20 protein-coding genes are annotated in these 22,519 nt (G+C 71.9%); 12 read left to right on the top strand and 8 right to left on the bottom strand.

Annotation, left to right across the window (positions count from 1 at the left end):
* Window positions 1–72 precede the first annotated feature (72 nt).
* Window positions 73–2,040, top strand: a complete 1,968-nt coding sequence (gene recQ, locus ACIRF8_RS01580; RefSeq protein ID WP_404209758.1) for a DNA helicase RecQ — start codon at window positions 73–75, stop codon at window positions 2,038–2,040.
* Between the two features lie 42 nt (window positions 2,041–2,082).
* On the opposite strand, the gene fahA is transcribed toward recQ, so the two are convergent.
* Complete coding sequence (gene fahA, locus ACIRF8_RS01585; protein WP_404209760.1) at window positions 2,083–3,318, bottom strand: fumarylacetoacetase; 1,236 nt, start codon at window positions 3,316–3,318, stop codon at window positions 2,083–2,085.
* Between the two features lie 236 nt (window positions 3,319–3,554).
* Between fahA and ACIRF8_RS01590 the strand changes: the two genes are divergently transcribed.
* The 4 genes from ACIRF8_RS01590 to ACIRF8_RS01605 all read left to right on the top strand — a co-directional run bounded on the left by ACIRF8_RS01590 (window position 3,555) and on the right by ACIRF8_RS01605 (window position 7,519).
* Entirely contained in the window at window positions 3,555–4,805 is a 1,251-nt protein-coding gene (locus ACIRF8_RS01590; protein WP_404209762.1) for an ATP-grasp domain-containing protein, read from the top strand.
* Window positions 4,806–4,859: 54 nt separating this feature from the next.
* Window positions 4,860–6,074, top strand: coding sequence for an FAD-dependent oxidoreductase (locus ACIRF8_RS01595; RefSeq protein ID WP_404209764.1), 1,215 nt, complete (start codon window positions 4,860–4,862; stop codon window positions 6,072–6,074).
* A 48-nt stretch (window positions 6,075–6,122) separates the two neighbouring features.
* A complete protein-coding gene (locus ACIRF8_RS01600; protein WP_404209766.1) occupies window positions 6,123–6,575 on the top strand; it encodes a hypothetical protein in 453 nt (150 codons plus the stop codon).
* A gap of 140 nt (window positions 6,576–6,715) precedes the next feature.
* Window positions 6,716–7,519 carry an HAD family hydrolase gene (locus ACIRF8_RS01605; RefSeq protein WP_404209768.1) on the top strand — a complete coding sequence of 268 codons (804 nt, stop codon included), beginning with the start codon at window positions 6,716–6,718 and terminating at the stop codon, window positions 7,517–7,519.
* Window positions 7,520–7,543: 24 nt separating this feature from the next.
* On the opposite strand, the gene ACIRF8_RS01610 is transcribed toward ACIRF8_RS01605, so the two are convergent.
* Window positions 7,544–9,559 carry a CocE/NonD family hydrolase gene (locus ACIRF8_RS01610; protein ID WP_404209770.1) on the bottom strand — a complete coding sequence of 672 codons (2,016 nt, stop codon included), beginning with the start codon at window positions 9,557–9,559 and terminating at the stop codon, window positions 7,544–7,546.
* Window positions 9,560–9,577: 18 nt separating this feature from the next.
* Entirely contained in the window at window positions 9,578–11,080 is a 1,503-nt protein-coding gene (locus tag ACIRF8_RS01615; protein ID WP_404209771.1) for a peptide MFS transporter, read from the bottom strand.
* Window positions 11,081–11,316: 236 nt separating this feature from the next.
* Between ACIRF8_RS01615 and ACIRF8_RS01620 the strand changes: the two genes are divergently transcribed.
* The 5 genes from ACIRF8_RS01620 (at window position 11,317) to ACIRF8_RS01640 (ending at window position 16,756) form a co-directional block, all read left to right on the top strand.
* Window positions 11,317–12,327, top strand: a complete 1,011-nt coding sequence (locus ACIRF8_RS01620) for a polyprenyl synthetase family protein (RefSeq protein ID WP_404209772.1) — start codon at window positions 11,317–11,319, stop codon at window positions 12,325–12,327.
* A 114-nt stretch (window positions 12,328–12,441) separates the two neighbouring features.
* Window positions 12,442–13,434, top strand: coding sequence for a CHRD domain-containing protein (locus ACIRF8_RS01625; RefSeq protein WP_404209773.1), 993 nt, complete (start codon window positions 12,442–12,444; stop codon window positions 13,432–13,434).
* A 269-nt stretch (window positions 13,435–13,703) separates the two neighbouring features.
* Window positions 13,704–14,900: an outer membrane lipoprotein carrier protein LolA gene (locus tag ACIRF8_RS01630; protein WP_404209775.1), complete on the top strand. Its 1,197-nt coding sequence runs from the start codon at window positions 13,704–13,706 to the stop codon at window positions 14,898–14,900.
* 43 nt (window positions 14,901–14,943) lie between these two features.
* Complete coding sequence (locus tag ACIRF8_RS01635; protein ID WP_404209777.1) at window positions 14,944–15,882, top strand: ABC transporter ATP-binding protein; 939 nt, start codon at window positions 14,944–14,946, stop codon at window positions 15,880–15,882.
* Window positions 15,869–16,756 (top strand): ABC transporter permease, encoded by an 888-nt coding sequence (locus ACIRF8_RS01640; RefSeq protein WP_404209779.1) that lies wholly within the window; start codon window positions 15,869–15,871, stop codon window positions 16,754–16,756. Before ACIRF8_RS01635 ends, ACIRF8_RS01640 begins: the two co-directional genes overlap by 14 nt.
* Window positions 16,757–16,774: 18 nt before the next feature.
* Here ACIRF8_RS01640 and ACIRF8_RS01645 read toward each other — a convergent pair whose 3' ends face one another.
* Both ACIRF8_RS01645 and ACIRF8_RS01650 read right to left on the bottom strand, forming a co-directional pair.
* Window positions 16,775–17,365 (bottom strand): flavodoxin family protein, encoded by a 591-nt coding sequence (locus tag ACIRF8_RS01645; RefSeq protein ID WP_404209781.1) that lies wholly within the window; start codon window positions 17,363–17,365, stop codon window positions 16,775–16,777.
* Window positions 17,366–17,499: 134 nt separating this feature from the next.
* Window positions 17,500–18,438 carry a M28 family metallopeptidase gene (locus ACIRF8_RS01650; RefSeq protein ID WP_404209782.1) on the bottom strand — a complete coding sequence of 313 codons (939 nt, stop codon included), beginning with the start codon at window positions 18,436–18,438 and terminating at the stop codon, window positions 17,500–17,502.
* Between the two features lie 247 nt (window positions 18,439–18,685).
* Here ACIRF8_RS01650 and ACIRF8_RS01655 point away from each other — a divergent pair, with 247 nt between their 5' ends.
* Window positions 18,686–19,531, top strand: coding sequence for an oxidoreductase (locus ACIRF8_RS01655; protein ID WP_404209784.1), 846 nt, complete (start codon window positions 18,686–18,688; stop codon window positions 19,529–19,531).
* Between the two features lie 67 nt (window positions 19,532–19,598).
* On the opposite strand, the gene ACIRF8_RS01660 is transcribed toward ACIRF8_RS01655, so the two are convergent.
* The 3 genes from ACIRF8_RS01660 to ACIRF8_RS01670 form a co-directional block, all read right to left on the bottom strand.
* Window positions 19,599–20,048: a VOC family protein gene (locus ACIRF8_RS01660; protein ID WP_404209786.1), complete on the bottom strand. Its 450-nt coding sequence runs from the start codon at window positions 20,046–20,048 to the stop codon at window positions 19,599–19,601.
* Window positions 20,049–20,055: 7 nt separating this feature from the next.
* A complete protein-coding gene (gene rarD, locus ACIRF8_RS01665) occupies window positions 20,056–21,048 on the bottom strand; it encodes an EamA family transporter RarD (RefSeq protein ID WP_404209788.1) in 993 nt (330 codons plus the stop codon).
* Window positions 21,049–21,158: 110 nt separating this feature from the next.
* A complete protein-coding gene (locus ACIRF8_RS01670; protein WP_404209790.1) occupies window positions 21,159–22,016 on the bottom strand; it encodes an SDR family oxidoreductase in 858 nt (285 codons plus the stop codon).
* Between the two features lie 90 nt (window positions 22,017–22,106).
* Between ACIRF8_RS01670 and ACIRF8_RS01675 the strand changes: the two genes are divergently transcribed.
* On the top strand, window positions 22,107–22,499 hold the full coding sequence (locus ACIRF8_RS01675) for a winged helix-turn-helix transcriptional regulator (protein WP_404209792.1): 393 nt from the start codon (window positions 22,107–22,109) through the stop codon (window positions 22,497–22,499).
* The last annotated feature ends 20 nt before the right edge of the window (window positions 22,500–22,519 follow it).

Here is a 22,519-nt window from a genome sequence, read left to right on the forward strand (position 1 = left end):
ATAACTCCGGGCTGTCGGTCCGGACCCCTATCGTTGCGGGGGAAGTCGGGATCGGCAGGACGGGACTGGGACATGAGCGAGGTCATCGAGAGCGAGGCGCTAGCCACGCTCCACCGCGTCTTCGGATACGACGCTTTCCGCGGGGAGCAGGAAGCGGTCATCGAGCACGTGGTGAGCGGCGGGGACGCCGTCGTCCTCATGCCGACCGGTGGCGGCAAGTCGCTCTGTTATCAGATTCCGGCCCTGGTCAGGCCAGGTACGGGCGTCGTCGTCTCGCCGCTGATCGCGCTCATGCAGGACCAGGTGGACGCGCTCAGGGCGCTCGGCGTGCGCGCCGGGTTCATGAACTCGACGCAGGACTTCGACGAGCGGCGCACCGTCGAGGCCGAGTTCCTCGCGGGTGAGCTGGACATCATCTACCTGGCGCCGGAGCGGCTGCGCCTCGACTCCACCCTCGATCTGCTCTCGCGCGGCAAGATCTCCGTCTTCGCCATCGACGAGGCACACTGCGTGGCGCAGTGGGGGCACGACTTCCGTCCCGAGTACCGGGCCCTCTCCGTCCTCGGGCAGCGGTGGCCGGACGTACCGCGTATCGCCCTGACCGCGACGGCGACGCACGCCACGCATCAGGAGATCACCCAGAGCCTCGGGATGCCGGACGCCAAGCACTTCGTGGCGAGCTTCGACCGGCCCAACATCCAGTACCGGATCGTCGCGAAGGCCGACCCCAAGAAGCAGCTCCTCTCCTTCCTCAAGCAGGAGCACGAGGGCGACGCGGGCATCGTGTACTGCCTGTCGCGCAAGTCGGTGGAGGCCACGGCCGAGTTCCTGTGCCGGAACGGGATCGAGGCGGTGCCCTACCACGCGGGCCTGGACGCGGGCACCCGTGCGCGCCACCAGTCCCGGTTCCTGCGCGAGGAGGGCCTGGTCGTCTGCGCGACGATCGCGTTCGGCATGGGCATCGACAAGCCGGACGTCCGCTTCGTCGCCCACCTGGACCTGCCGAAGTCCGTCGAGGGGTACTACCAGGAGACCGGCCGTGCCGGGCGCGACGGGCTGCCGTCCACGGCGTGGATGGCGTACGGGCTCCAGGACGTCGTCCAGCAGCGGAAGCTGATCAACATGGGGGAGGGGGACGAGGCGTTCCGGCGCCGGGCCTCCTCCCACCTCGACTCGATGCTGGCGCTGTGCGAGACGGCCCGGTGCCGCAGGTCGCAGTTGCTCACGTACTTCGGCCAGGAGGCGCAGGCGGCCGACTGCGGCAACTGCGACACGTGCCTGGCCCCGCCGGAGACCTGGGACGGCACCGTCGCCGCGCAGAAGTTCCTGTCCACGGTGGTGCGGCTCGACCGGGAGCGCAGGCAGAAGTTCGGCGCGGGGCAGATCATCGACATCCTGCTGGGCAAGCGCACCGCGAAGGTCATCCAGTTCGACCACGATCAGCTCTCCGTCTTCGGTATCGGCGACGATCTGAGCGAGGCCGAATGGCGGGGTGTCGCGCGGCAGTTGCTGGCGCAGGGGCTCGTCGCGGTCGAGGGCGAGTTCGGGACGCTGGTGCTCACCGAGGAGAGCGGGAGTGTGCTCGGCGGGCGGCGCGAGGTGCGGCTGCGCAAGGAGGCGCCGAAGGCGGCGACGGTGCGGGCCGCCGCACGCGACCGGAAGGCCAGGACGCCCGCCGCCGACCTCCCCGAGGAGCTGCTGCCCGTCTTCGAGGCGCTGCGGTCCTGGCGCGGGGCGCAGGCGAAGGAGAACGGGGTCCCGGCGTACGTCATCTTCCATGACGCGACGCTCAAGGAGATCGCGGTGCAACGGCCCACGTCGCTGGCGCAGTTGGGCACCATCGGCGGGGTCGGCGAGAAGAAGCTGGCGACGTGGGGCGAGGGGGTGCTCGCGGTGCTGGCAGGACTGGACGGCGGCGGTCAGGCCGCGGGCGTGGGCGCGGGCGAGCCGGAGCAGGCGCCGCACCCCGGGCCCGAGCCGCACCCCGGGCCCGAGCCGGACTTCGGGCCCGAGCCCGAGCCCGAGGAGATCGACTGGTGAGCGCACCGAGCCCGGTCGGTCGCCCGCCCGGGCCCGGGTCCCTCAGCCGGCCGCCACGATCCTGCCCGTCACATCCCCCAGGCCCACCCGGGTGCCGTTCGGGCCCGGGGCCCACGCCGACAGGGTCACCTCGTCGCCGTCCTCCAGGAAACCGCGCTTGCCGTCGGGGAGTTCGAGGGGCCGCTGACCGTTCCAGGTCATCTCGATGAGCGAGCCGCGCTCGTTCTCCTCGGTGCCGCTGATGGTGCCGGAGCCGTAGAGGTCGCCGGTGCGCAGCGAGGCGCCGTTGACCGTCATGTGGGCCAGCATCTGGGCGCCCGTCCAGTACATGCCGGAGAAGGGGGGCTCGGAGATGACGTGGCCGTTGAGGGAGACCGTGATGCGCAGGTCGTAACCGGCGGGGTCCAGGGCCGGGTCGGCGTCGTCCAGGTAGGGGAGCAAGGGGACCGTGCGGGGCGGTGCCGCCACGCGCGCGGCGTCCAGGGCGTCGAGGGGGGTGATCCACGCGGAGATCGACGTCGCGAAGGACTTGCCGAGGTGCGGGCCGAGCGGCACGGTCTCCCAGGACTGGATGTCGCGCGCCGACCAGTCGTTGAGGAGGCAGAGACCGAAGACGTGGTCGCGGTAGGACGAGAGCGGTACGGCGGTGCCCTGCGCGGAGGGCGTCCCGACCACGTAGCCGACCTCCGTCTCGATGTCGAGGCGGACCGAGGGGCCGAAGACCGGGGCCGGGTCGGCCGGGCTCTTGCGCTGGCCCGACGGGCGGACGACGTCGGTCCCGGAGACCACGACGGTGCCGGCCCGGCCGTGGTAACCCACGGGCAGGTGCTTCCAGTTGGGCTTCAGCGGCTCCTCGTCGGGGCGGAAGAGGCGGCCGAGGTTCGAGGCGTGGTTCTCGGAGGCGTAGAAGTCGACGTAGTCCGCGACCTCGAAGGGGAGGTGGAGCGTGACCGAGGAGAGCGGGTGCAGGAAGGGCAGGACGGTGGCGCGGTGGGCGGGCACCGTCACCCAGGCGGTCAGCGCGCGGCGCACGTCGGACCAGGCCGTACGGCCCGCCGCGAGCAGCGGGTTGAGGGTCGGCCCCGCCAGGAGGTCGGCGTAGGGGGAGCCGAGGGCCGCTGCCGCCGCTGCCGCGTCGAGGACGTGGTCGCCCAGGCGGACGCCGACCCGGCGACGGTCGTCGGGGGCCGTCGAGAAGACTCCGTAGGGGAGGTTGTGCGGGCCGAAGGGATCGCCTTCGGGGAGGTCGAGCGGGGTGTGCTCGGGCGCGTGGGCCATGCCTACCTGCCTCTCTTTCCGTCGAGTGCGGCTCACGTTACGTGGGGGACGCGGGTTCGGGCAGTGTCTAAAGAGTTCGCAATGTCCGAATGACCCGTTGATGGAGTGGTCGGTTCCGGCTTAGCGTCGATGCTCGGTGGGCTCGGGTGGGGTGGGGCCGGGCCCGAGGGGGACAGGACACGTGGGGGAACCCGATGGCCAGGAGTCCCGGTCGTGCTCGCGGGGGTGCCGGAGGTGTGCCGTTCGCACTGGACCGCTCCGTGCCGGCTCTCATCGTCAAGTTCGGTGACTACCCGTTGCACCACGGCGGGGTGGGGGCCATCCGCAGCCTGGGCCGTCTCGGCGTGCCCATGTACGCGATCACGGAGGACCGGTACACGCCCGCGGCGGCCTCCCGTTATCTGTGCCGGGCGTTCCCCTGGCGGACCACCGGGGTGGAGGAGCCCGAACGCCTCGTCGAAGGGCTGGTGCGCATCGCGGGCCGTATCGGCCGGCCCGCCGTACTGATCCCGACGGACGAGGAGGCGGCCGTCCTCATCGCCGAGCACCAGGACCCGCTGGCCGGTGCGGGCTATCTCTTCCCGCGCGTGGAGCGGGAGTTGCCGCGCCGCCTCGCCAGCAAGCAGGGGCTGCACGAGCTGTGCGTGGAGCACGGGATCCCCTCGCCGGTGGCCTCGTTCCCCGACAGCCGCGCGGAGATCGAGGAGTTCGCCGGGAAGGCGCGCTTCCCGGTCGTCGCGAAGAACCGGGAGGCGTTCACCCGCCGCAGCAGTCCGGTGGTGAACGGGACGACGAGGATCGCCGGCCCCGACGGTCTGCGCGCGCTCGCCCGGGGCTGGGGCGAGCGGCCCGGCGTGATCCTCCAGGAGTACCTGCCGCGCGAGGACGCCGAGGACTGGATCGTGCACGCCTACTTCGACCAGGACTCCACGCCGCGGGCGCTGTTCACCGGGGTCAAGGTCCGCTCGTGGCCACCGCACGCGGGGATGACGGCGCACGCGTACGTCGTCGACAACCCGGAACTCGCGGACCTCGCCGCACGTTTCGTCAAGCAGATCGGCTTCACCGGCATCATCGACCTCGATCTGCGCTTCGACCGGCGCGACGGACAGTACAAGCTGCTCGACTTCAACCCGAGGATGGGGGCCCAGTTCCGCCTGTTCGAGAGCGAGGCGGGCATCGACGTGGTCCGCGCCCTGCATCTGCGGCTGACCGGCCGTGACGTCCCGCAGGGGGAGCAGCGTGCGGGCCGCGGTTACCTGGTGGAGAACATCGACCTGCCGGCGCTGCTCGCGTACCGGCGCAGTGGCTACACGACCCCGCACGCCCCGGCCCGCGCGAGCGGTACGGAGCTGGCCTGGTGGGCGGCCGACGATCCGCGGCCGTTCTTCACGATGCTCGCCCGCTTCGTACGGCCGGGGGCCAGGCATCTTCATCAACTGTGGCGGGCCAACCGCCGCGGCGTCGCGACCGGTTCGGCCCTCTGAGGGCGGGGCCCGACACGGAGCACGTGACGCCGCGTCGTCCTGGGGAGGGACTTCGTGAACCATCCGGTAGCTGTCATCGGGGCGGGGCCTTACGGCCTGTCCACCGCCGCGCATCTGCGGGCCCGCGGCATACCCGTCAGGGTCTTCGGCGAGCCCATGGTGAGCTGGCGCTCGCACATGCCCGAGGGGATGATCCTCAAGTCCGTCCCGTCCGCGTCGAACATCGACGCGCCGCAGCGCGGTCACACCCTCGCCGACTACTGCGACGCGGCCGGCATCAAGCGTCTCGTCACCGACGAGGACCTGATCTCCGCCGAGGTGTTCGTCGCGTACGGGGACTGGTTCCAGCAGCGCCTTGTGCCCGGCCTGGAGCGCGTCCGCGTCGTCTCCGTGGACCGGGGCGGGCCCGACCGCCGCGCCGGTTTCGCGCTGAAGCTGGACTCGGGCGAGCAGTTCACGGCGCGTGCCGTGGTCGTCGCCACGGGCCTGTCCGGCCTGGAGCACCTGCCGCGCGAGCTCGCCGGGGCCGTGCCCGACGGGCCCTCCGCCGCGGGCCCGCTCTCGCACAGCGCCCAGCACCACGACCTGTCCCGGTTCGCGGGCAGGGAGCTGATCGTGGTCGGCGCGGGCCAGTCGGCCCTGGAGACGGCGGTGCTCGCGGCGGAGGCCGGGGCGAGCGTGCGGGTGGTGGCCCGCGGCGCGGGCAGGGTGCGGTTCGGGGCGCCGCCGTGGGAACAGCCGAAGCTGCGCCCCGAGACACCGTTCGGGCGGGCCTGGTCGCTGTACGCGCTCACCTACTATCCGCACCGCTACCGCCAACTGCCGCCGCAGGCAAGGCACTTCCTGGTCAAGCGGGTGCTCGGGCCGCTCGGCGCGTGGTGGTTGCGCGAGCGCTTCGAGGGGAAGGTCGCGGTGCGGGACGTCGCCGCGATCGACGCGGCCTCGGTGTCGCAGAGCGGTGCGCCCGTCCTTAAGGTCCGCACGCACGGCGGGCGCCGGCGGGAGATGTCCGCGGACCATGTGATCGCGGCGACGGGGTATCGCGTGGACCTGGCGGCGCTGCCCTTCCTGGGCGACGGTCTGCGCCCCCGGATCGCGGTCAGCCGGGGCACCCCGCGGCTCGGCGCCGGTTACGTCTCCTCCGTCCCGGGGCTGTACTTCACGGGCATGCTCGGCGGATCGTCGTACGGACCGGTGATGCGGTTCGTGTGCGGCACGGAGTTCGCGTCACCGCGGCTGGCGCGGCATCTGGCGGCCGCGCACGGGTGAGGGCCGCCGGGGCGCTGCCCGGCCCCCGACGCGAACAGGAGGGACGCGATGGAGAGCAAGCTGCGGCAGAAGCTCCGCGAGCGCCGGGACCAGGTGGCGCTGGAGGCCATCGAGGCGGACCTGGGCGTCCTGGGCACCGGCGGCGCCCTGCCGCCCGGCGGGGAACCGGGGTGGGTCCGCGCGGCGATCGACCGGTCCCTGTCCACCGGGACGGAACCGGACGAACTGCTCGCTGACGACACCCCGCCGGAAGAACTCGACGCGTGGATCGAGGGCCTGCTCGCCACTCACGGCATGACCGGAAAGCTCTACGTGGCCAGCCATGTGGTGCTGCGGCCGTGGCTGGAGTGCGACGTTCCCGCGACGGGCTGGGCGGCGCGGCTGCGGGACGCGATCGAGGACCCCTGGATGTTCCTCGCGGGCCCCCTCGACCGGCTCGTCGTCGTCACCGAGGCCGAGTACTGCTTCGAGTGCCACGTGTCCCGCGCGAGCGGCCCGTGACCGGCCACGAGGGCACCTCGTACTACAACTGCCGTCGCCAGGAGCGATGTTGACCGCCGCTTAGCTCGAACAGATGGAGCGCGCCAGGGCGGCCGGTACTCGACGGTCCGGCGGGGCGGCCGGTCCGTATTCTTCGGATCATGGCCGCACCCGCATATGCCCTCATCGCCACTGACCTGGACGGAACGCTGCTGCGCGACGACGACACCGTCTCGGACCGGACCCGCGCCGCCCTGGCCACAGCCGTCGCGGCCGGGGCCCGGCACATCGTGGTGACGGGCCGCCCCGCGCCCCGGGTGAAGCCGCTCCTCGACGAGCTGGGCGGAGGGGGGCTCGCGGTATGTGCGCAGGGCGCGCAGTTGTACGACGGGGCGCGTGACCGGCTGCTCTGGTCCCTTACGCTCGACCGGGAGCTGGCCGAACAGGCGCTCGGAAAGATCGAGGCGGAACTCGGCCAGGTGCACGCCGCCGTCGACCAGGACGGCGTCGACGGCCTCACCCTCATCGAGCCCGGCTACCTCATGCCGCACCCCACCCTGCCCGCCGTCCGCGTCCACCGCCGCGCCGACCTGTGGGCGGAGCCCATCAGCAAGGTCCTGCTGCGCCACCCCGAGCTGAGCGACGACGAGTTGGCGACGGTGGCCCGCGCCGCGGTCGGCCCCCTCGCCTCCGTGACGATGTCCGGGCCCGGCACCGTCGAACTTCAGCCGCGCGGCGTGACCAAGGCGACGGGGCTGGAGCTCGCCGCCGACCGGCTCGGCGCGGGGCCCGCCGACACCGTCGCGTTCGGCGACATGCCCAACGACGTACCGATGTTCGCGTGGGCGGCGCGGGGTGTGGCGATGGCCGGCGCGCACCCCGAACTCAAGGCCGTCGCCGACGAGGTGACCTCGTCGAACGAGGAGGACGGGGTGGCGGAGGTGCTGGAGCGGTTGTTCGGCTGACGGGCGGGCGCCCAGGAGGCGCGGTCACCCCGCCGTCCGCGGGATCCGCTCCTCCCACGTCCGGTGGAACACCACCTCGTCCCCGTCCCGGCACACCACCTCGCTCGACGTGACGAACTCCTGCTCCGTGCAGGTGATCTCGGAGCGGGTCCGTACCGTCGCGTCCCAGCCGCGTTCCGGCCGGTGCAGGCGGATCGACCAGTCGGAGCGGGTGCGGGCGGAGAGCGGGTCGTCCTCCTGGATGACGTACGTCTCGACGGCGTCCTCGGTGAACTCCAGGCCGTCCGGGTACACCCGGGTGCCGCCGTACCGGGGGTCGACCTCCAGGCGCCATTCGCCCTTGGCCACGTCCCGGACGACGAGGCGCTCGGGGCGTGGCTCGTCCAGGGAGGCGGGGTACACCACGCCGAGCGGCTCGGACTGCTCGGGCTCGGGGAAGGTGACGGCAGGGCCGAGGTTCCCGGAGCGGACGGGGAGTTCGAGGGTGCTGCCCACCGGGTTCAGGGTGAAGCCGGCGTCGGAGCCGGGCTGGGGCCAGATCCAGGGCCAGTACGCCGAGGAGACGGCGAGGCGGATGCGGTGCCCGGCGGGGAAGGCGTGGCCGATGCCGTTCAGTTCGAAGGTGACGTCCTCGGTGGTGCCGGGCAGCCAGGGGACGGACGCCGCGCGGCCGTGCCGTGAGCCGAGGTTGAGGACCCCGCGGGTGACCAGCGTGGAGGAGCCGTCGGGCGCGATGTCGCAGAGGCGGGCCACGACCTGGCCCCGGGGCACCTGGGAGGTGAGGCGCAAGGTGACTCTCGGGCGTCCGAGGACCCGGAGGTCCTGCGGCACCTCGAATTCGAAGCAGGCCGATTTCGCGTCCTCGTCCCGCTGGTCGGGCGGCAGGTCGGCGTCGTTGCCGAAGGGGAAGAAGCGGCCCGCGTCCAGGCCCGTCTGCTGCGGGGAGCGGACGAGGACGGTGTGGCCCTGGAGCGCGTAGGAGACGGGTGTGACGTTCGGGGAGGGCCAGGAGGGGTCGCCGACCCAGCGGCCGGGCAGCTCCGGGTAGACGGTGGCCGGGGGGTGTGCGTCGCTGATCCAGGAGCGGAGCTTGGGCTCGGCCATGACGTCCGTGGGGTCGTCGCCCTTGAGCCAGTGGTCCCACCAGCGCAAGGTCTCCTGGAGGAAGCCGATCGCGGGGCCGGGCGGCAGGCCGCGGTCCGGGTACTGGTGCGACCACGGTCCGATGATGCCGCGCACCTGCGTGTCGGGGAGCGCTTCCACGAGCCGGAGCACGGTGTCGCGGTACGGGTCGTGCCAGCCGCCCACCGCGAGGACGCCCGCCTTGATCGCCGAGTAGTCCTCGCAGACGCTGCCGTGGCGCCAGTACTCGTCGCGGGTCTGGTGCTTCAGCCAGGTGTGGACGAAGGGGTCGACGGCCTCCAGGCGGTCGGTCCACATCTCGCGCCAGCGGTCGCCGACGAACGCCGGGTCGGGCGGGCGCGACACGAAGGCGAGCATCGTCGCCGCCCACGCGTGCATGTCCACGGCGAGGACGGAACCTCCCATGTAGTGCACGTCGTTGTCATAGCGGTCGTCCGTGGAGCAGACGGTGACGATCGCCTTGAGCGGCTCGGGCGCGAGGGCCGCGATCTGGAGGGAGTTGAAGCCGCCCCAGGAGATCCCGAACATGCCGACCTTGCCGCTCGACCAGGGCTGTCCTGCAAGCCAGTGCACCACCTCGACGCCGTCCGCGAGCTCCCGCGCGTCGTACTCGTCGCCCGGCATGCCCTCGGAGTTGCCGTGCCCGCGCACGTCGACGCGGACGGAGGCGTAGCCGTGCCCCGCGTACCAGGGGTGGCGCTGCCAGTCGCGCGGCGCCGTCCAGTCGGAGAGCCGGTAGGGGAGGTATTCCAGGAGGACCGGGACCGGTGCGTCGGTGACCGGACGCCAGACGCGCGCGAAGAGCGTCGTCCCGTCGGAGAGGGGTACGAGGATGTCCTCACGGACCGTTCCGTACGGGAGGTCCGTCCGGATCTTCGGAGTGCTCGGAGTGCTCATGGGAATCCCTCGGTGGCGTCAGTGAACGGGATGCATGGTGCGGCGCAACCACGGCGCCAGGGCGATGACGGCGACTCCGACGACGACGGCGACGGCGCCGTTGACGCCGAAATACGCGGGATCGGACACCTCGCCGTAGAACTTCACGGTCTGGGCCTGGATGCCGTTGGCGAGGGCCAGGGAGAGGAACCAGAGCGACATGGTCTGGCTGGCGAAGGCCCGCGGGGCGAGCTTCGTCGTCGCCGACATGCCCGAGGTCTCCACGAGGATGTCGCCGAGGCCGAGCAGCAGGTACGAGCCGACGATCCACCAGACCGCCATCCGGTAGGAGTCACCGCCGTGGCCGGCCGTCGGCAGGACCATGAGGAGGAACGACAGGCCGCCGAGGATCACCCCGAAGGCGATCTTGTTGGAGGCGTGCGGCTGGCGCCGGCCCATCCGGGCCCACACGCCCGCCACCACGGGCGCGAGGGCGACCTCGAAGGCGCCGAGCGCGGAGGCGTACCAGCCGGCCGGGAAGTGGAAGCCGAGGATGGTCGTCTCGGCGTTGGTGGAGGCCAGCAGGATCATCGTCGAGTACGCCTGGAAGAGGATGAAGTTGAAGGCGACCGACGCGACGAAGAGGACCAGGTAGGGGCGCAGGCGTCCGCGCTCCTCGGCCGTGACGCGCGGGCTCTTGAACATCACCGTGAAGTACACGAGCGGGGCGATCACCGAGAGGACGGTGAGGCAGTCGACGAAGCGGTCCATCGTCAGCCAGCCGACCGAGGTGAGGAGCACGGCGAGCGCGGCCACCACGACGGCACCGACGATCATCGTGCGCACCGCGCGGCGCATCCCCTCGGGCGGCAGCGCGAACTCGGCGGCGTGCTTGCGCCCGGCCAGGTGGCGCCGCCCGGTGACGTACTGGATCAGGCCGAGGGTCATCCCGACGGCGGCGGCGGAGAAGCCCCAGTGCCAGCCCTTGTGGTCGCCGAGCCAGCCGGTGATCAGCGGTCCGGCGAACGCGCCGATGTTGATGCCCATGTAGTACAGCGCGAAACCGGCGTCACGGCGCTCGTCGTCGGTGCGGTACAGCTTGCCGACCATGGCGGCCACGTTCGGCTTGAGCAGCCCGGTCCCGGCGCTGATCAGCCCGAGGCCCACCCAGGTCATGGCCGCGGTGGGCACCGCCATCGAGTAGTGGCCGCAGGCGATGAGGATGCCGCCCCACAGGACGGCGCGGTACGAGCCGAGGATCCGGTCGGCGAGCCAGCCGCCGCCGACGGAGACCAGGTAGACGAGGGTGCCGTACGCGGCCGAGACCGAGGCGGCGGTGCCCGCGTCCATGCCCATGCCGCCGTGTGCGACGGTGTCGGCGAAGAACAGCACGAGGATGGCCTGCATGCCGAGGAACGAGAACCGTTCCCAGACCTCAAGGCCGGACAGGGTGAGCAGGCCGCGCGGCTGCCCGAAGAAGGCGGTGTCGTCGCCCGGCGGTGGCCCGGTCGCGGGGCCGGGGTCGGTCGTGGTGCGGGACAAAGTGCGTACTCCCGGTCTTATCGGCTGATCAAGAACATACCGGGGGCACTGGGGAGGTGCCCGGTCCGGGTTGTCCGGGCGGGCGCCACCTGTGATCGAAACGCGACCGGATACGCTGACTTGAGTGATGGCAGCGACACATCGACAAACTGTGTGATCGACCGAATGAACGACCGAATGATCGACCGAGTTCGCCATGTGAGCGTCGTGATCGTCAGCAGACAGGAGAACCTCTCGTGACCGTCGTCGGGACTTTCGGTCTTAGCGTGCGGGACCAGGCTCTCGAAGCCGATGTCCAGGCAGGTTTGGTGGCTGTCGAGGAGGGGCTGCTCGAAGCGACCAAGAGCGAGGTCCCCTTCATCACGGAGGCCGCCCAGCATCTGGTGCGGGCCGGTGGCAAGCGCTTCAGGCCGCTCCTCGTGACGCTCGCCGCGCAGTTCGGCGACCCGTACGCGCCGGGCATCGTGCCCTCCGCCGTCGTCGTCGAGCTCACCCACCTGGCGACGCTCTACCACGACGACGTGATGGACGAGGCCGACGTGCGCCGCGGCGTGGAGAGCGCCAACCAGCGCTGGGGCAACTCCGTCGCGGTCCTCACCGGCGACTTCCTCTTCGCCCGCGCCTCGCACATCCTCGCCGACCTCGGCCCGGACGCCGTGCGGATCCAGGCCGAGGCGTTCGAGCGCCTGGTCACCGGACAGATCCTGGAGACCGCGGGCCCGGCCGAGGGACGCGACCCGGTCGACCACTACCTGGACGTGCTCGCCGGCAAGACCGGCTCGCTGATCGCCGTGGCGTGCCGCTTCGGCGCGATGATGTCCGGCGCCGACGAGACCGTCGTGGACGTGCTGACCCAGTACGGCGAGCGCCTCGGCGTCGCCTTCCAGCTCGCCGACGACGTCCTCGACATCGCCTCCGACTCGCACGAGTCCGGCAAGACGCCCGGCACCGACCTGCGCGAGGGCATCCCGACGCTGCCGGTGCTGCGCCTGCGCGAGCGCGCGCTGCTCCTCGGCCTGCCCGAGGACCAGGCCCTGGTCGAGCTCCTCGACTCCGACCTCGCGGACGACGCGCGGCTGGCCGAGGCGATCGCGCGGCTGCGCGTCCACCCCGCCCTGGAGCAGGCCCGCCGCGACACCGTGCGCTACGCGGAGGAGGCCCGCTCGGTGCTGGCCCCGCTCCCCGAGTGCCAGGCGAAGGCGGCGCTCGTGGAGCTCTGCGACGCCGTGGTCCACCGGGCAGGCTGAATCGCACCCCCTGTGACGCAGGTCACAGGGGTGGGATGAGGCGGGCGTCGCCAGGGCCCGTACCTCCCCTCGGAAGCCGCGCAGGGGGCGTCGGCTCGGGGCAGGGGGTTCGACATGGGCACGGACGGAACCAGCAGCACACGGCAGACCCGGAAGCGGAGCGCGCGGCCCGCGCCGCCGCAGGCGCTCCGTCGTCGGGGGCGCGTCCTCGCCGGGGTCGCCGCCGCCGTCGCGGCCGGGGTCACCGGTGCGGCGCTGCCCGCTTCGGCCGACGGCGGCGACGACCCCGGCCGGACATTCCTCGCCACCAGTCTCAACGGGGCCGACGAGGTGCCCGTGCCGGGCGGCCCCGCCGTCGGCGACCGGGACGGATCGGCCCTGGAGTTCGTGAAGGTCGAGGGCGACCGGGTCTCCGTCGCCGTCCGCTGGCGCGGCACCGGCGCGCCGACCATGCTCCACCTCCACGAGGGCGCCAAGGGCACCAACGGCGGCGTCAGGATCGACTTCGGCCCGCTCCTCGCGAAGGCGAGGCACCACCGCGTCACCGGCACCGTCACCGTCGGGGACAGCGCGCTGCTCGGCCGGCTGACGTCCGATCCGGGTGGGTTCTACGCCGATCTGCACACCGCCGCGTTCCCGGGCGGCGCCGTCCGCGGCCGGCTCCACCGGGTCACCACCCCGTTCGACATCCGCCACGCCCTGGACGGCTTCCAGGCGTCCGTGGTGCGCGGACAGCAGATCTACGCGTGCAGGAAGGATCCGGCGACCGGCGTCTCCGCCTTCGCGCAGCGGGACGTCCGTGCCGTGCTCGGCCATGACATCGCGCACTCGTTCGTGGCCCCGAACTCCGGTGTGCCGCAGTGGGTCGCGCCCGACGGCAGCGCCGTCACCGGCACCGTCCTCGGCAAGACGCCGAACGGCGAGCACAACATCGCCGAGCTGGACCTCAAGGCGACCTCCTCCGGCAAGCACCACGGCCTGCTGGCCCGTACAGCCGAGATCCTGCGGCTCAACACCGTGGGCGGAGTCGCCCCGGCCGGGAGCTGCGCCGAAGGGGCGATCGTGGGCGTGCCCTACCGGGCGGACTACGTGTTCGTGCAGCGCTGAGCGCCTGTCTTCGAGAGCGACCGGGCGGCGCCACCCCTACGGGTCGGGGGAGGCGCCGCCCGTCCTTGTCATCCCGTAGGTGTACGCGGAGTTGATCCCGCGGACTGACGCTTCCGTGTGGCCGATTTGGTCAGATTGCTTACACCACTCCTGACCAATTCGGGTGAGAATGGCGGCTTGGGGTGGACGAGCGCGCAGCGCATCCGATCAGCGGACGACGCGGGCACAGGACGGTAGGCCGCCGCCGAACACGGAGGTAGGGCATCAGCATGGCACCGTACGAATCCGAAGACAGCCAGGGCTCAGGGCGCCGCAAGGCGGCTCGCTACGCGGTCCCCGTGGCCGTGGTGGGGGTGGCCGCGGTGACGATCGGGCTCGTCCCGGCGCTCGCCGACTCGGGCGACCCGGATCTCCCGAAGATCACCGCCCGCGAACTCATCGAGAAGATCGCCGCCTCGGACACCGAGCAGGTGTCGGGCACCGTGAAGATCCACACGGACCTGGGCCTGCCGTCCCTGGGCGGCGCGACCCCGGGCCTGCCCGGCGCGGGCGGCGGCAAGGACTCCTCGTCGGCCGACCCGAAGGCGAAGCTGACCGAGCTGGCCACCGGGACGCACACGCTGCGGATCGCGGCGGACGGCCAGGACCGGCAGAAGCTGTCGATCCTGGACGACGCGTCCGAGTACAGCGTGATCCACAACGGCGCCGACGTATGGGCGTACGACAGCGGGTCGGACGAGGCGTACCACGCGAAGAACACCGAGGGGGCGTCCGGCGACCGGGCGAGGAAGCACTCCTCCGAGCTGCCGGCCACGCCGAAGCAGCTCACGGACGAGATCCTGAAGGCGTCCGGCTCCACCACGTCGTACACCGTCGACGGCACGGCGCAGGTCGCGGGGCGTGACGCGTACCGGCTCCAGATCAAGCCCAGGCAGTCCGGCTCGACGGTCGGCGCGGTCACGGTCTCCGTGGACGCGAAGACGGGTACGCCGCTGAAGTTCACGCTGACCCCGGCGAGCGGCGGCGCGGCCGTCGTCGACGCGGGCTTCACCAAGGTCGACTTCGGCAAGCCGGCCGCGTCCACCTTCGACTTCACGCCGCCGAAGGGCACCAAGGTCACCGAAGCCGGTGAACCGCAGGACGGGGGCCGGGCGAAGCAGGCACCCGACGGCGTCGGCAGCCTGGACGGGCTCCGGGTCATCGGCACCGGCTGGACCTCGGTCGCCGAGCTGAAGCTGCCCGGTGACTCGGGCGTCGCGGGCCTCGCCTCCGGTTCCGCGTCGAGCGGCATGCCGGGCGACGCGCAGAAGTTCCTCGACTCCCTCGGCGACAAGGTGAAGGGTGAGTTCGGGGCCGGCACCGTGTACTCGACCCGCCTGGTGAACGTACTGATCACCGAGGACGGGAAGGTCTACGCGGGAGCGGTCACCAAGGAGGCACTGGTGAAGGCGGCCGACGCGGGCTGACACGGCGGCGTCGCGGTGGCGAGGCATGTGACGAGGGAGGGGCATGGCGCCGGTCATCGAGACCCGGGATCTCACCAAGCGGTACCGCGGCGGCCAGTTGGCCGTCGACCGGCTCAGTCTGACCGTGCCGGAAGGCGCCGTCTTCGGCTTCCTCGGGCCGAACGGATCGGGCAAGACCACCACCATCCGCATGCTGATGGGGCTGATCGAGCCGACCGCGGGCACCGCCCGGGTCCTGGGCCGGCCGATGCCCCGCGCCACCCGCGCCGTCCTGCCGCAGGTGGGCGCGCTGATCGAGGGCCCCGCCCTGTACGGCTTCCTGAACGGCCGCGACAACCTGCTGCGCTACGACGCCGCCGACCCGGCCGCCGATCCGCGCACCCGCGGGGCGCGGGTGGCGCGGGCGCTGGACCGGGTGGGCCTGACGGCCGCCGCGGGCAAGAAGGCGAAGGCGTACTCGCTCGGGATGAAGCAGCGCCTCGGCCTGGCCGCCGCGCTGCTCCAGCCGCGCCGCCTCCTGGTCCTCGACGAGCCGACGAACGGCCTCGACCCGCAGGGCATGCGCGAGATCAGGAGCCTGATCCGGGAGCTGGCGTCCGACGGCACCACGGTCTTCCTCTCCTCCCATCTCCTCGACGAGATCGAGCAGGTCTGCACGCACGCCGCCGTGATGGCCCAGGGCCGCCTCATCACCCAGGGCCCGGTCGCCGAACTGGCCGCGGGCAGCCGGGGAAAGCTGACCGTCACCACCCCCGACCCGGTCGACGCGGCCCGCGTCCTCAAGGAACTCAACATCGCCGTCCTGGAGACGGCCGACGACCACCTGACGGCCGAACCGCCGCCGCCCGGGACGGAGTTGGCGGAAGTCACCGCGGCACTGGTCGCGGCGGGCGTGCGGGTCCGCGGCTTCGGCGTGCGGCGGGCCTCCCTGGAGGACGCGTTCGTCGCGCTGACGGGGGAGGGTTTCGATGTCGCGGGCTGAAGCGGTCCCCACCACCGCGAGGGTGCGCCCGTCGTGGACGCTCGGACTGCTGCGCAACGAGCTGACCACGACGTTCCGCCGCTGGCGCACGCTCGCCCTGCTCGCGGTCCTCGCCGGTGTCCCGGTCCTGATCGGCGTAGCGGTCAAGATCGAGACGGGCGACGGCGGGTCGTTCGGCGGGGGAGGCCCCGAGGGCGCGGGCGGGCCGGCCTTCATCGCCCAGGTCACGAACAACGGTCTGTTCCTGGTCTTCACCGCGCTGGCGGCGACGCTCCCCTTCTTCCTCCCCATGTCGGTCGGCGTCGTCGCGGGCGACGCGGTGGCGGGCGAGGCGAACGCCGGCACGCTGCGCTACCTCCTCGTCGCCCCGGCGGGCCGCACCCGCCTGCTGCTCACCAAGTACGCGGCGACGATGGCGTTCTGTGTGGTGGCGACGCTGGTCGTGGCCGTCTCGGCGCTCGCCACGGGGGCGGTCCTCTTCCCGATGGGCGACGTCGTCACCCTCTCCGGAACGCGGATCGGCTTCGGCGAGGGACTGTGGCGGGCGCTCCTCATCGCCCTCATGGTGGCGGCGTCCCTCCTCGGCATAGCGGCCCTCGGCCTGTTCGTCTCCACGCTGACGAACAGCGGCATCGCGGCGATGGCGACGACGGTGGGGCTGCTCATCACCGTGCAGATCCTCGACCAGATCCCCCCGCTGCACGCGATCCAGCCGTACTTCTTCTCCCACCACTGGCTGTCCTTCGCCGACCTGATGCGCGAGCCGGTCTACTGGGACGACCTGACCAAGAACCTCCAGCTCCAGGCGCTGTACGCGGCGGTCTTCGGCTCGGCGGCCTGGGCCCGCTTCACGGCGAAGGACATCACCGCGTAGAGCCGCCACCGCCCGCGCTCACCCCTGGTGCTCGTAGGGGAAGGTGGCGAGCGGCGCCTCCTGCGCGAAGAACGTCTTGGCGCGGGCCAGCGCCGCCTCGTCCTGGTGGATGTCGCCGGGCTTGCTGCCGTTGCCGAGGAGTACGCCGCCGAAACGCATGCCCATGTACGCGGCCGAGTTGCGCAGGGTGCCGATCAGCGGCTCCGCGACGACCTCCTCCTCGTGCGCGAGCGCGGTCACGCCCCACAGGGTGCGCCCGGCGAGGGTGGCCCTGAAGTCGACGCCCGGGGTGCGCAGCCAGCCGGACCAGTGATCCAGATAGCGCTTGGTGGAGGCGGAGACCGAGTACCAGTACAGCGGCGAGGCGATGACGATGTCGGTGGCGGCGAGGGTGGCGTCGAGGAGCAGCGCGACGTCGTCGCCGCGCGGGCGCACGTGGTCGCTGTCGTGGCGCAGGTCCTGGAAGTCGGGCAGCGGATGCCTGGCCAGATCGATCCAGCGCTGTCCGACGTCGGGCGGCAGTTGCTCGGCGGCCTTCCGCGCGAGGATCTCGGTGTTGCCCTCGGAGCGGCTGCTGCCGAGCACGAACAGGAAAGAGCGGGCGGACATGGTTCCCCCTGGGGCGCTGACACGGACGCGACTTACTTGCGCATGCAGTATATGCACACGCAAGTAAGTCGCGGAAGGGGTGCCGGGGAAGGGTGCCGGGGAAGGGCGCCGCAAAGGGTGAGTCCGGCGTACGCCTACTCGGCCAACGCCCATATGGCGTAGGCGATGGCGTCACTGTTGCGGTCGAGCGCCGTCGTGCTGATGTTGGCGGCCGTGTCGCAGGACGAGTGGTAGCAGGCGTCGAACGCCTTGCCCGCGGTGCCGCCCCACTTCTGGGCCTGCGCGGTCGTCTTCAGGTAGTCGGCGCCGCTGAACAGGCCGCCGACCGGGATGCCGGCGTTCTTGAAGGGGGCGTGGTCCGAGCGCCCGTCGCCCTCGGTCTCGATCTCGGTGGGGACGCCGAGGCCGGTGTAGTAGTCCTTGAACACCTTCTCCAGGGCCGGATCGTCGTCGTACACGAAGTAGCCGGGGTTGGGCGAGCCGACCATGTCGAAGTTCAGGTAGCCGTCGATCCGCGAACGGTCGGTGAGGGAGAGCGAGTTGACGTAGTTCCGGGAGCCGACCATGCCCAGCTCCTCGGCGCCCCACCAGGCGAACCGCAGATGCTTGGTGGGCTTGAACTGGGCGCGGGAGACGGCGAGCGCGGTCTCCAGTATCGCGGCGGACCCCGAGCCGTTGTCGTTGATGCCGGGCCCGGCCGTCACGCTGTCGAGGTGGGCGCCGGCCATGACGACCTGGGTGGTGTCGCCGCCCGGCCAGTCCGCGATCAGGTTGTAGCCGGTACGACCGCCCGACGTGAACTGCCGGATCGAGGTGGTGAACCCGGCCGCGTCCAGCTTCCCCTTCACGTAGTCCAGGGAGGCCTTGTAGCCCGGCCTGCCGTGGGCGCGGTTGCCGCCGTTGGCGGCGGCGATGGACTGGAACTGGGTGAGGTGGGCCTTGACCGACGCCACGGGGATGTCGGGCGCCGCAGCCACGCCGGGTGTCGCGCCGACCGGTGTGGCGGCGACGAGAACGCCGACGGTGAGCAGGGAGGCGGCTGCGAGCCGCATGCGTAGGGGGTGCAGGGCCATGTGGGGGGCTCCTGATTCCTGGGAGGGGGACGGAATTGAGGTGGCCCGATGGTCCTGGCTTGTCGATGCACCGTCAAGAGCGTAATCCGGTCAGCGCTGTTCGCATACCGGGCGCCCGGTCGTGTGCACTCACTGACCGCGCGTCATATCGAAAGGTCTTGGGTGCGTTCCGGCATGCGGGCGGAAGACAGACGGCGGCAATGTGGTTGCGCAGTAAGGAAGTTGAACGTCTCGAAGGGATACCGACATGACGCAGGACACCGCCAAGGTCTGGTTGATCACCGGTGCGAGCAGCGGCTTCGGCCGGGCCCTCGCGGAGGCGGCCGTCGCGGCGGGCGACCGAGTGATCGGCACCGCCCGCCGCCCGGACGGCCTCGCCGACCTGGTCACCGCCCACCCGGACCAGGTGGAGGCGGTCGCCCTCGACATCACCGACGGCGACTGCGTCGACGAGGTCGCCGCCGACGTACTGGCCCGCCACGGCCGCGTGGACGTCCTGGTCAACAACGCCGGCCGCACCCAGGTCGGCGCTTTCGAGGAGACCACGGAGACCGAGCTGCGCGACCTGTTCGAGCTCCACGTCTTCGGCCCGGCGAGACTGACCCGCGCGCTCCTGCCGCACATGCGGGAACGCCGCGCCGGTTCGATCGTGAACATCAGCAGCCTCGGCGGCCAGTTGTCCTTCGCCGGGTTCTCCGCGTACAGCGCGACGAAGGCGGCCCTGGAGCAGTTGTCGGAGGGCCTGGCCGACGAGGTGACCCCGTTCGGCATCAGGGTGCTGATCGTGGAGCCCGGCGCGTTCCGCACCAACCTGTTCGCGCGGGGCGCCGCCTACTTCTCGGCGGAGCACCCCGAGTACGCGGAGACGGTGGGCGCCACGCGCGCGATGGTGCGTGACAGCGCGGGCTCCCAGCCGGGCGACCCGGCGAAGGCCGCCGCGGCGATCCGGCTGGCGCTGGCGGCGGAGAAGCCCCCGCTGCGCCTCGCGCTCGGCGGCGACGCGGTGGACGCCCTCGTCGGCCACCTGGACGCGGTGCGGGCCGAAATCACGGAGTGGGAGGAGGTGTCGCGGGGCACGGACATCGACGCGTAGCGCTCCGGCGGCGGCCTCACCGCACGCAGAACCTCACCGCACGCAGAGCCTCACCGCACGCAGGGCCTCACTGCACGCAGAACTCGTTGCCCTCGGGGTCGGCCATCACCAGCCACTGCCCGCCCTGCGCGTCCACGGACCGCAGCACGCTCGCGCCGAGGCCGGTCAGCCGCTCGGCCTCGGCGTCGCGCCGGTCGCTCCCGGCGTGGACGTCGATGTGCAGCCGGTTCTTGCCGGTCTTGGCCTCCGGCACCCGCTGGAACAGGATGCGCCGCCCGAGCCCGGTCCCGGTCTGCTCGTCGACCGGGTCGTCGGGGTGGCGGACGGCGACGAGGTCCCGGAAGGCGCGGCGCCCCCACCGTTCGAGGGTCTCCGCCTCGGTCACCGCCCCGAACCCGAGGAGCCGCTCGATCAGGGCGGCGTTGTCCTCGATCTCGTAGCCGAGCGCGGCGGCCCAGAACCCGGCCTGGGCATGCGGGTCGGCGGCGTCGACGACGAGCTTCCATTCGAAGGTCATGCGTCAGTTATAGAGCCGACTTCCGCCGTACGGGGGTGGCTTCGCCGCGTGACTCGGCGGCAGCCGCCGCCGCCCGGGCCAACGCGATCCGCCCGGCCCTCGCGGCACGCAACGCGTCCCAGGTCAGCACCGCGAGCGCCAGCCACACCAGCGCGAACCCGGCCCACCGCTCCGGCGGCATGGCCTCATGGAAGTACACGATCCCGAGCAGGAACTGGAAGACGGGCGCGAGGTACTGGAGCAGCCCGAGCGTCGACAGCGGCACCCGGATCGCCGCCGCGCCGAAGCACACCAGCGGGATGGCGGTGACCAGGCCCGTCGCGGCGAGGAGCGTCGCGTGCCCGGCGCCCTCGGAGGCGAAGGTCGAACGGCCCTGCGCCGTCAGCCACAGCAGATACGCCAGCGCGGGCAGGAACTGGACGGCGGTCTCGGCGGCCAGCGACTCCAGGCCGCTGAGGTTCACCTTCTTCTTCACGAGCCCGTACGTGCCGAAGGAGAACGCGAGGACCAGCGAGATCCACGGCGGCTGCCCGTAGCCGACGGCAAGGACGAGCACGGCGAGCAGCCCGACGCCGACGGCCGTCCACTGCGCGGGCCGCAGCCGCTCCTTCAGGAGCAGCACGCCGAGCGCGATGGAGACCAGCGGGTTGATGAAGTAGCCCAGGGAGGCCTCCACCACGTGCCCGGCGTTCACGGACCAGATGTAGACGCCCCAGTTCACGGTGATGACCGCGGCGCCGACGGCGACGAGCCCGAGCCGCCTGGGCTGGCGCAGCAGCTCCTTGGCCCAGCCCCACTTCCGTACGAACAGCATGGCGATGCCCACGAAGACCAGGGACCACACCATGCGGTGCGCGAGGATCTCCACCGATCCGGCGGGCTTGAGCAGCGGCCAGAACAGGGGCACGAGGCCCCACATCCCGTACGCCGCGAAACCGTTGAGGAGCCCGGTGCGGCTCTCGCCGCCTTGCCCCTTGTCTTCTGCCGCCCGATCGTGCACGGACCCTCCTCATGACACGCGGCAGCCCCGCGGCGGCCACCAAGCAAGGTAGCGCCGCGGGGCTCCATGTGTCATGCCCGTATCGGCATACGGTCCTGTCGGCGGCGCCGCTACTTCAGCGCGGCGGCGACGGCGTCGGCGAGCGGCGTCGTGGGGCGGCCGATGAGGCGGGCGAGGTCCCCGTTCCGACGGGCGAGCAGGCCCTGCTCGATGGCCGTGTCGACCCCGACGAGGATGTCGGCGAAGGGGGCGGGCAGGCCCGCGCCGAGCAGGATCTCGCGGTTCTCCTCGGGCGTCACGGCCCGGTAGACGATCTCCTTGCCGGACTGCTTCGCGACCTCGGCGGCGTACTCCGCGAACGACCAGGCGACATCGCCGCTCAGCTCGTACACCTTGTTCTCATGACCCTCGCCGGTCAGTACGGCGACGGCGGCGGCGGCGTAGTCGGCGCGCGAGGCGGAGGCGACACGGCCCTCGCCCGCGGACGCGAGGACGGCGCCGTGCTCCAGGACGGGGGCCAGGTTCTCGGTGTAGTTCTCGTGGTACCAGCCGTTGCGCAGGAACGTGTACGGCAGGCCCGAGTCGAGGATCGCCTGCTCGGTGACCTTGTGCTCGTCGGCGAGCGCGAAGTCGGCGTCCGGACCGCCGAGCACGCCGGTGTACGCGAGCGAGGCCACGTCCGCCGCCTTGGCGGCGTCGATGACGGCCTGGTGCTGGGCCGCGCGCTGCCCGACCTCGCTGCCGGAGACGAGCAGCACCTTGTCACCGGGGCGGAAGGCGCCGGCGAGGGTCTCGGGCACGCTGTAGTCGGCGACGCGCAGCTCGACGCCGCGGGCGGCGAGACCCGCGGCCTTCTCCTTGTCGCGCACGACCGCGGCGATCTCCCCGGCCGGTACGCCCGCGGTGAGCAGCCCTTCGACGACGAGACGGCCGAGGTGCCCGGTGGCTCCGGTGATGACGAGGCTCATGACGGAAATCTCCTTGAGTGGGGGTTCTTTCCCCACCGTACGGGTAGCGCTGTCGATTCGTAAGTACCCACCTTGAAGTAAGGTACTGGTATGGGAGTAAGCAACCTGAGCACGGTGCGGGAGTGGACCACCACCAGCAGCGCGGGGCTCTGCCCGCAGCGACTGCTCCTCGAACACGTCACGAGCCGGTGGGGTGTGCTCGTGCTGCTCGCCCTGGAGGAGCGGTCGTTCCGCTTCAGCGAGCTGCGCCGGGAGATCGGCGGGGTCAGCGAGAAGATGCTCACGCAGACGCTCCAGACCCTGGAGCGGGACGGCATGGTGCACCGCGACGCCAAGCCGGTCATCCCGCCGCGCGTCGACTACTCGCTCACCGGTCTCGGCCGGGAGGCGGCGGCGCAGGTGCGCGCGCTCGCGGACTGGACGGACCGGCGGACGGCCGAGGTGGCCGAGGCGCGGCAGCGGTACGACGCCGCACGGGCCTAGGCAGGATCCGAACAGGGGAA

Origin of the sequence: Streptomyces sp. NPDC102406 (genome assembly GCF_044765725.1) — a bacterium.
GTDB lineage: Bacteria > Actinomycetota > Actinomycetes > Streptomycetales > Streptomycetaceae > Streptomyces.

What these genes read in the sequence shown, in the direction of transcription:
- recQ (WP_404209758.1), top strand. Translation starts at nt 73, where the DNA reads ATGAGCGAGGTCATCGAGAGCGAGGCGCTAGCCACGCTCCACCGCGTC.
- fahA (WP_404209760.1), bottom strand. Translation starts at nt 3,318, where the DNA reads ATGGCCCACGCGCCCGAGCACACCCCGCTCGACCTCCCCGAAGGCGAT.
- ACIRF8_RS01600 (WP_404209766.1), top strand. Translation starts at nt 6,123, where the DNA reads ATGGAGAGCAAGCTGCGGCAGAAGCTCCGCGAGCGCCGGGACCAGGTG.
- ACIRF8_RS01605 (WP_404209768.1), top strand. Translation starts at nt 6,716, where the DNA reads ATGGCCGCACCCGCATATGCCCTCATCGCCACTGACCTGGACGGAACG.
- ACIRF8_RS01610 (WP_404209770.1), bottom strand. Translation starts at nt 9,559, where the DNA reads ATGAGCACTCCGAGCACTCCGAAGATCCGGACGGACCTCCCGTACGGA.
- ACIRF8_RS01625 (WP_404209773.1), top strand. Translation starts at nt 12,442, where the DNA reads ATGGGCACGGACGGAACCAGCAGCACACGGCAGACCCGGAAGCGGAGC.
- ACIRF8_RS01630 (WP_404209775.1), top strand. Translation starts at nt 13,704, where the DNA reads ATGGCACCGTACGAATCCGAAGACAGCCAGGGCTCAGGGCGCCGCAAG.
- ACIRF8_RS01635 (WP_404209777.1), top strand. Translation starts at nt 14,944, where the DNA reads ATGGCGCCGGTCATCGAGACCCGGGATCTCACCAAGCGGTACCGCGGC.
- ACIRF8_RS01640 (WP_404209779.1), top strand. Translation starts at nt 15,869, where the DNA reads ATGTCGCGGGCTGAAGCGGTCCCCACCACCGCGAGGGTGCGCCCGTCG.
- ACIRF8_RS01645 (WP_404209781.1), bottom strand. Translation starts at nt 17,365, where the DNA reads ATGTCCGCCCGCTCTTTCCTGTTCGTGCTCGGCAGCAGCCGCTCCGAG.
- ACIRF8_RS01650 (WP_404209782.1), bottom strand. Translation starts at nt 18,438, where the DNA reads ATGGCCCTGCACCCCCTACGCATGCGGCTCGCAGCCGCCTCCCTGCTC.
- ACIRF8_RS01655 (WP_404209784.1), top strand. Translation starts at nt 18,686, where the DNA reads ATGACGCAGGACACCGCCAAGGTCTGGTTGATCACCGGTGCGAGCAGC.
- ACIRF8_RS01660 (WP_404209786.1), bottom strand. Translation starts at nt 20,048, where the DNA reads ATGACCTTCGAATGGAAGCTCGTCGTCGACGCCGCCGACCCGCATGCC.
- ACIRF8_RS01670 (WP_404209790.1), bottom strand. Translation starts at nt 22,016, where the DNA reads ATGAGCCTCGTCATCACCGGAGCCACCGGGCACCTCGGCCGTCTCGTC.
- ACIRF8_RS01675 (WP_404209792.1), top strand. Translation starts at nt 22,107, where the DNA reads ATGGGAGTAAGCAACCTGAGCACGGTGCGGGAGTGGACCACCACCAGC.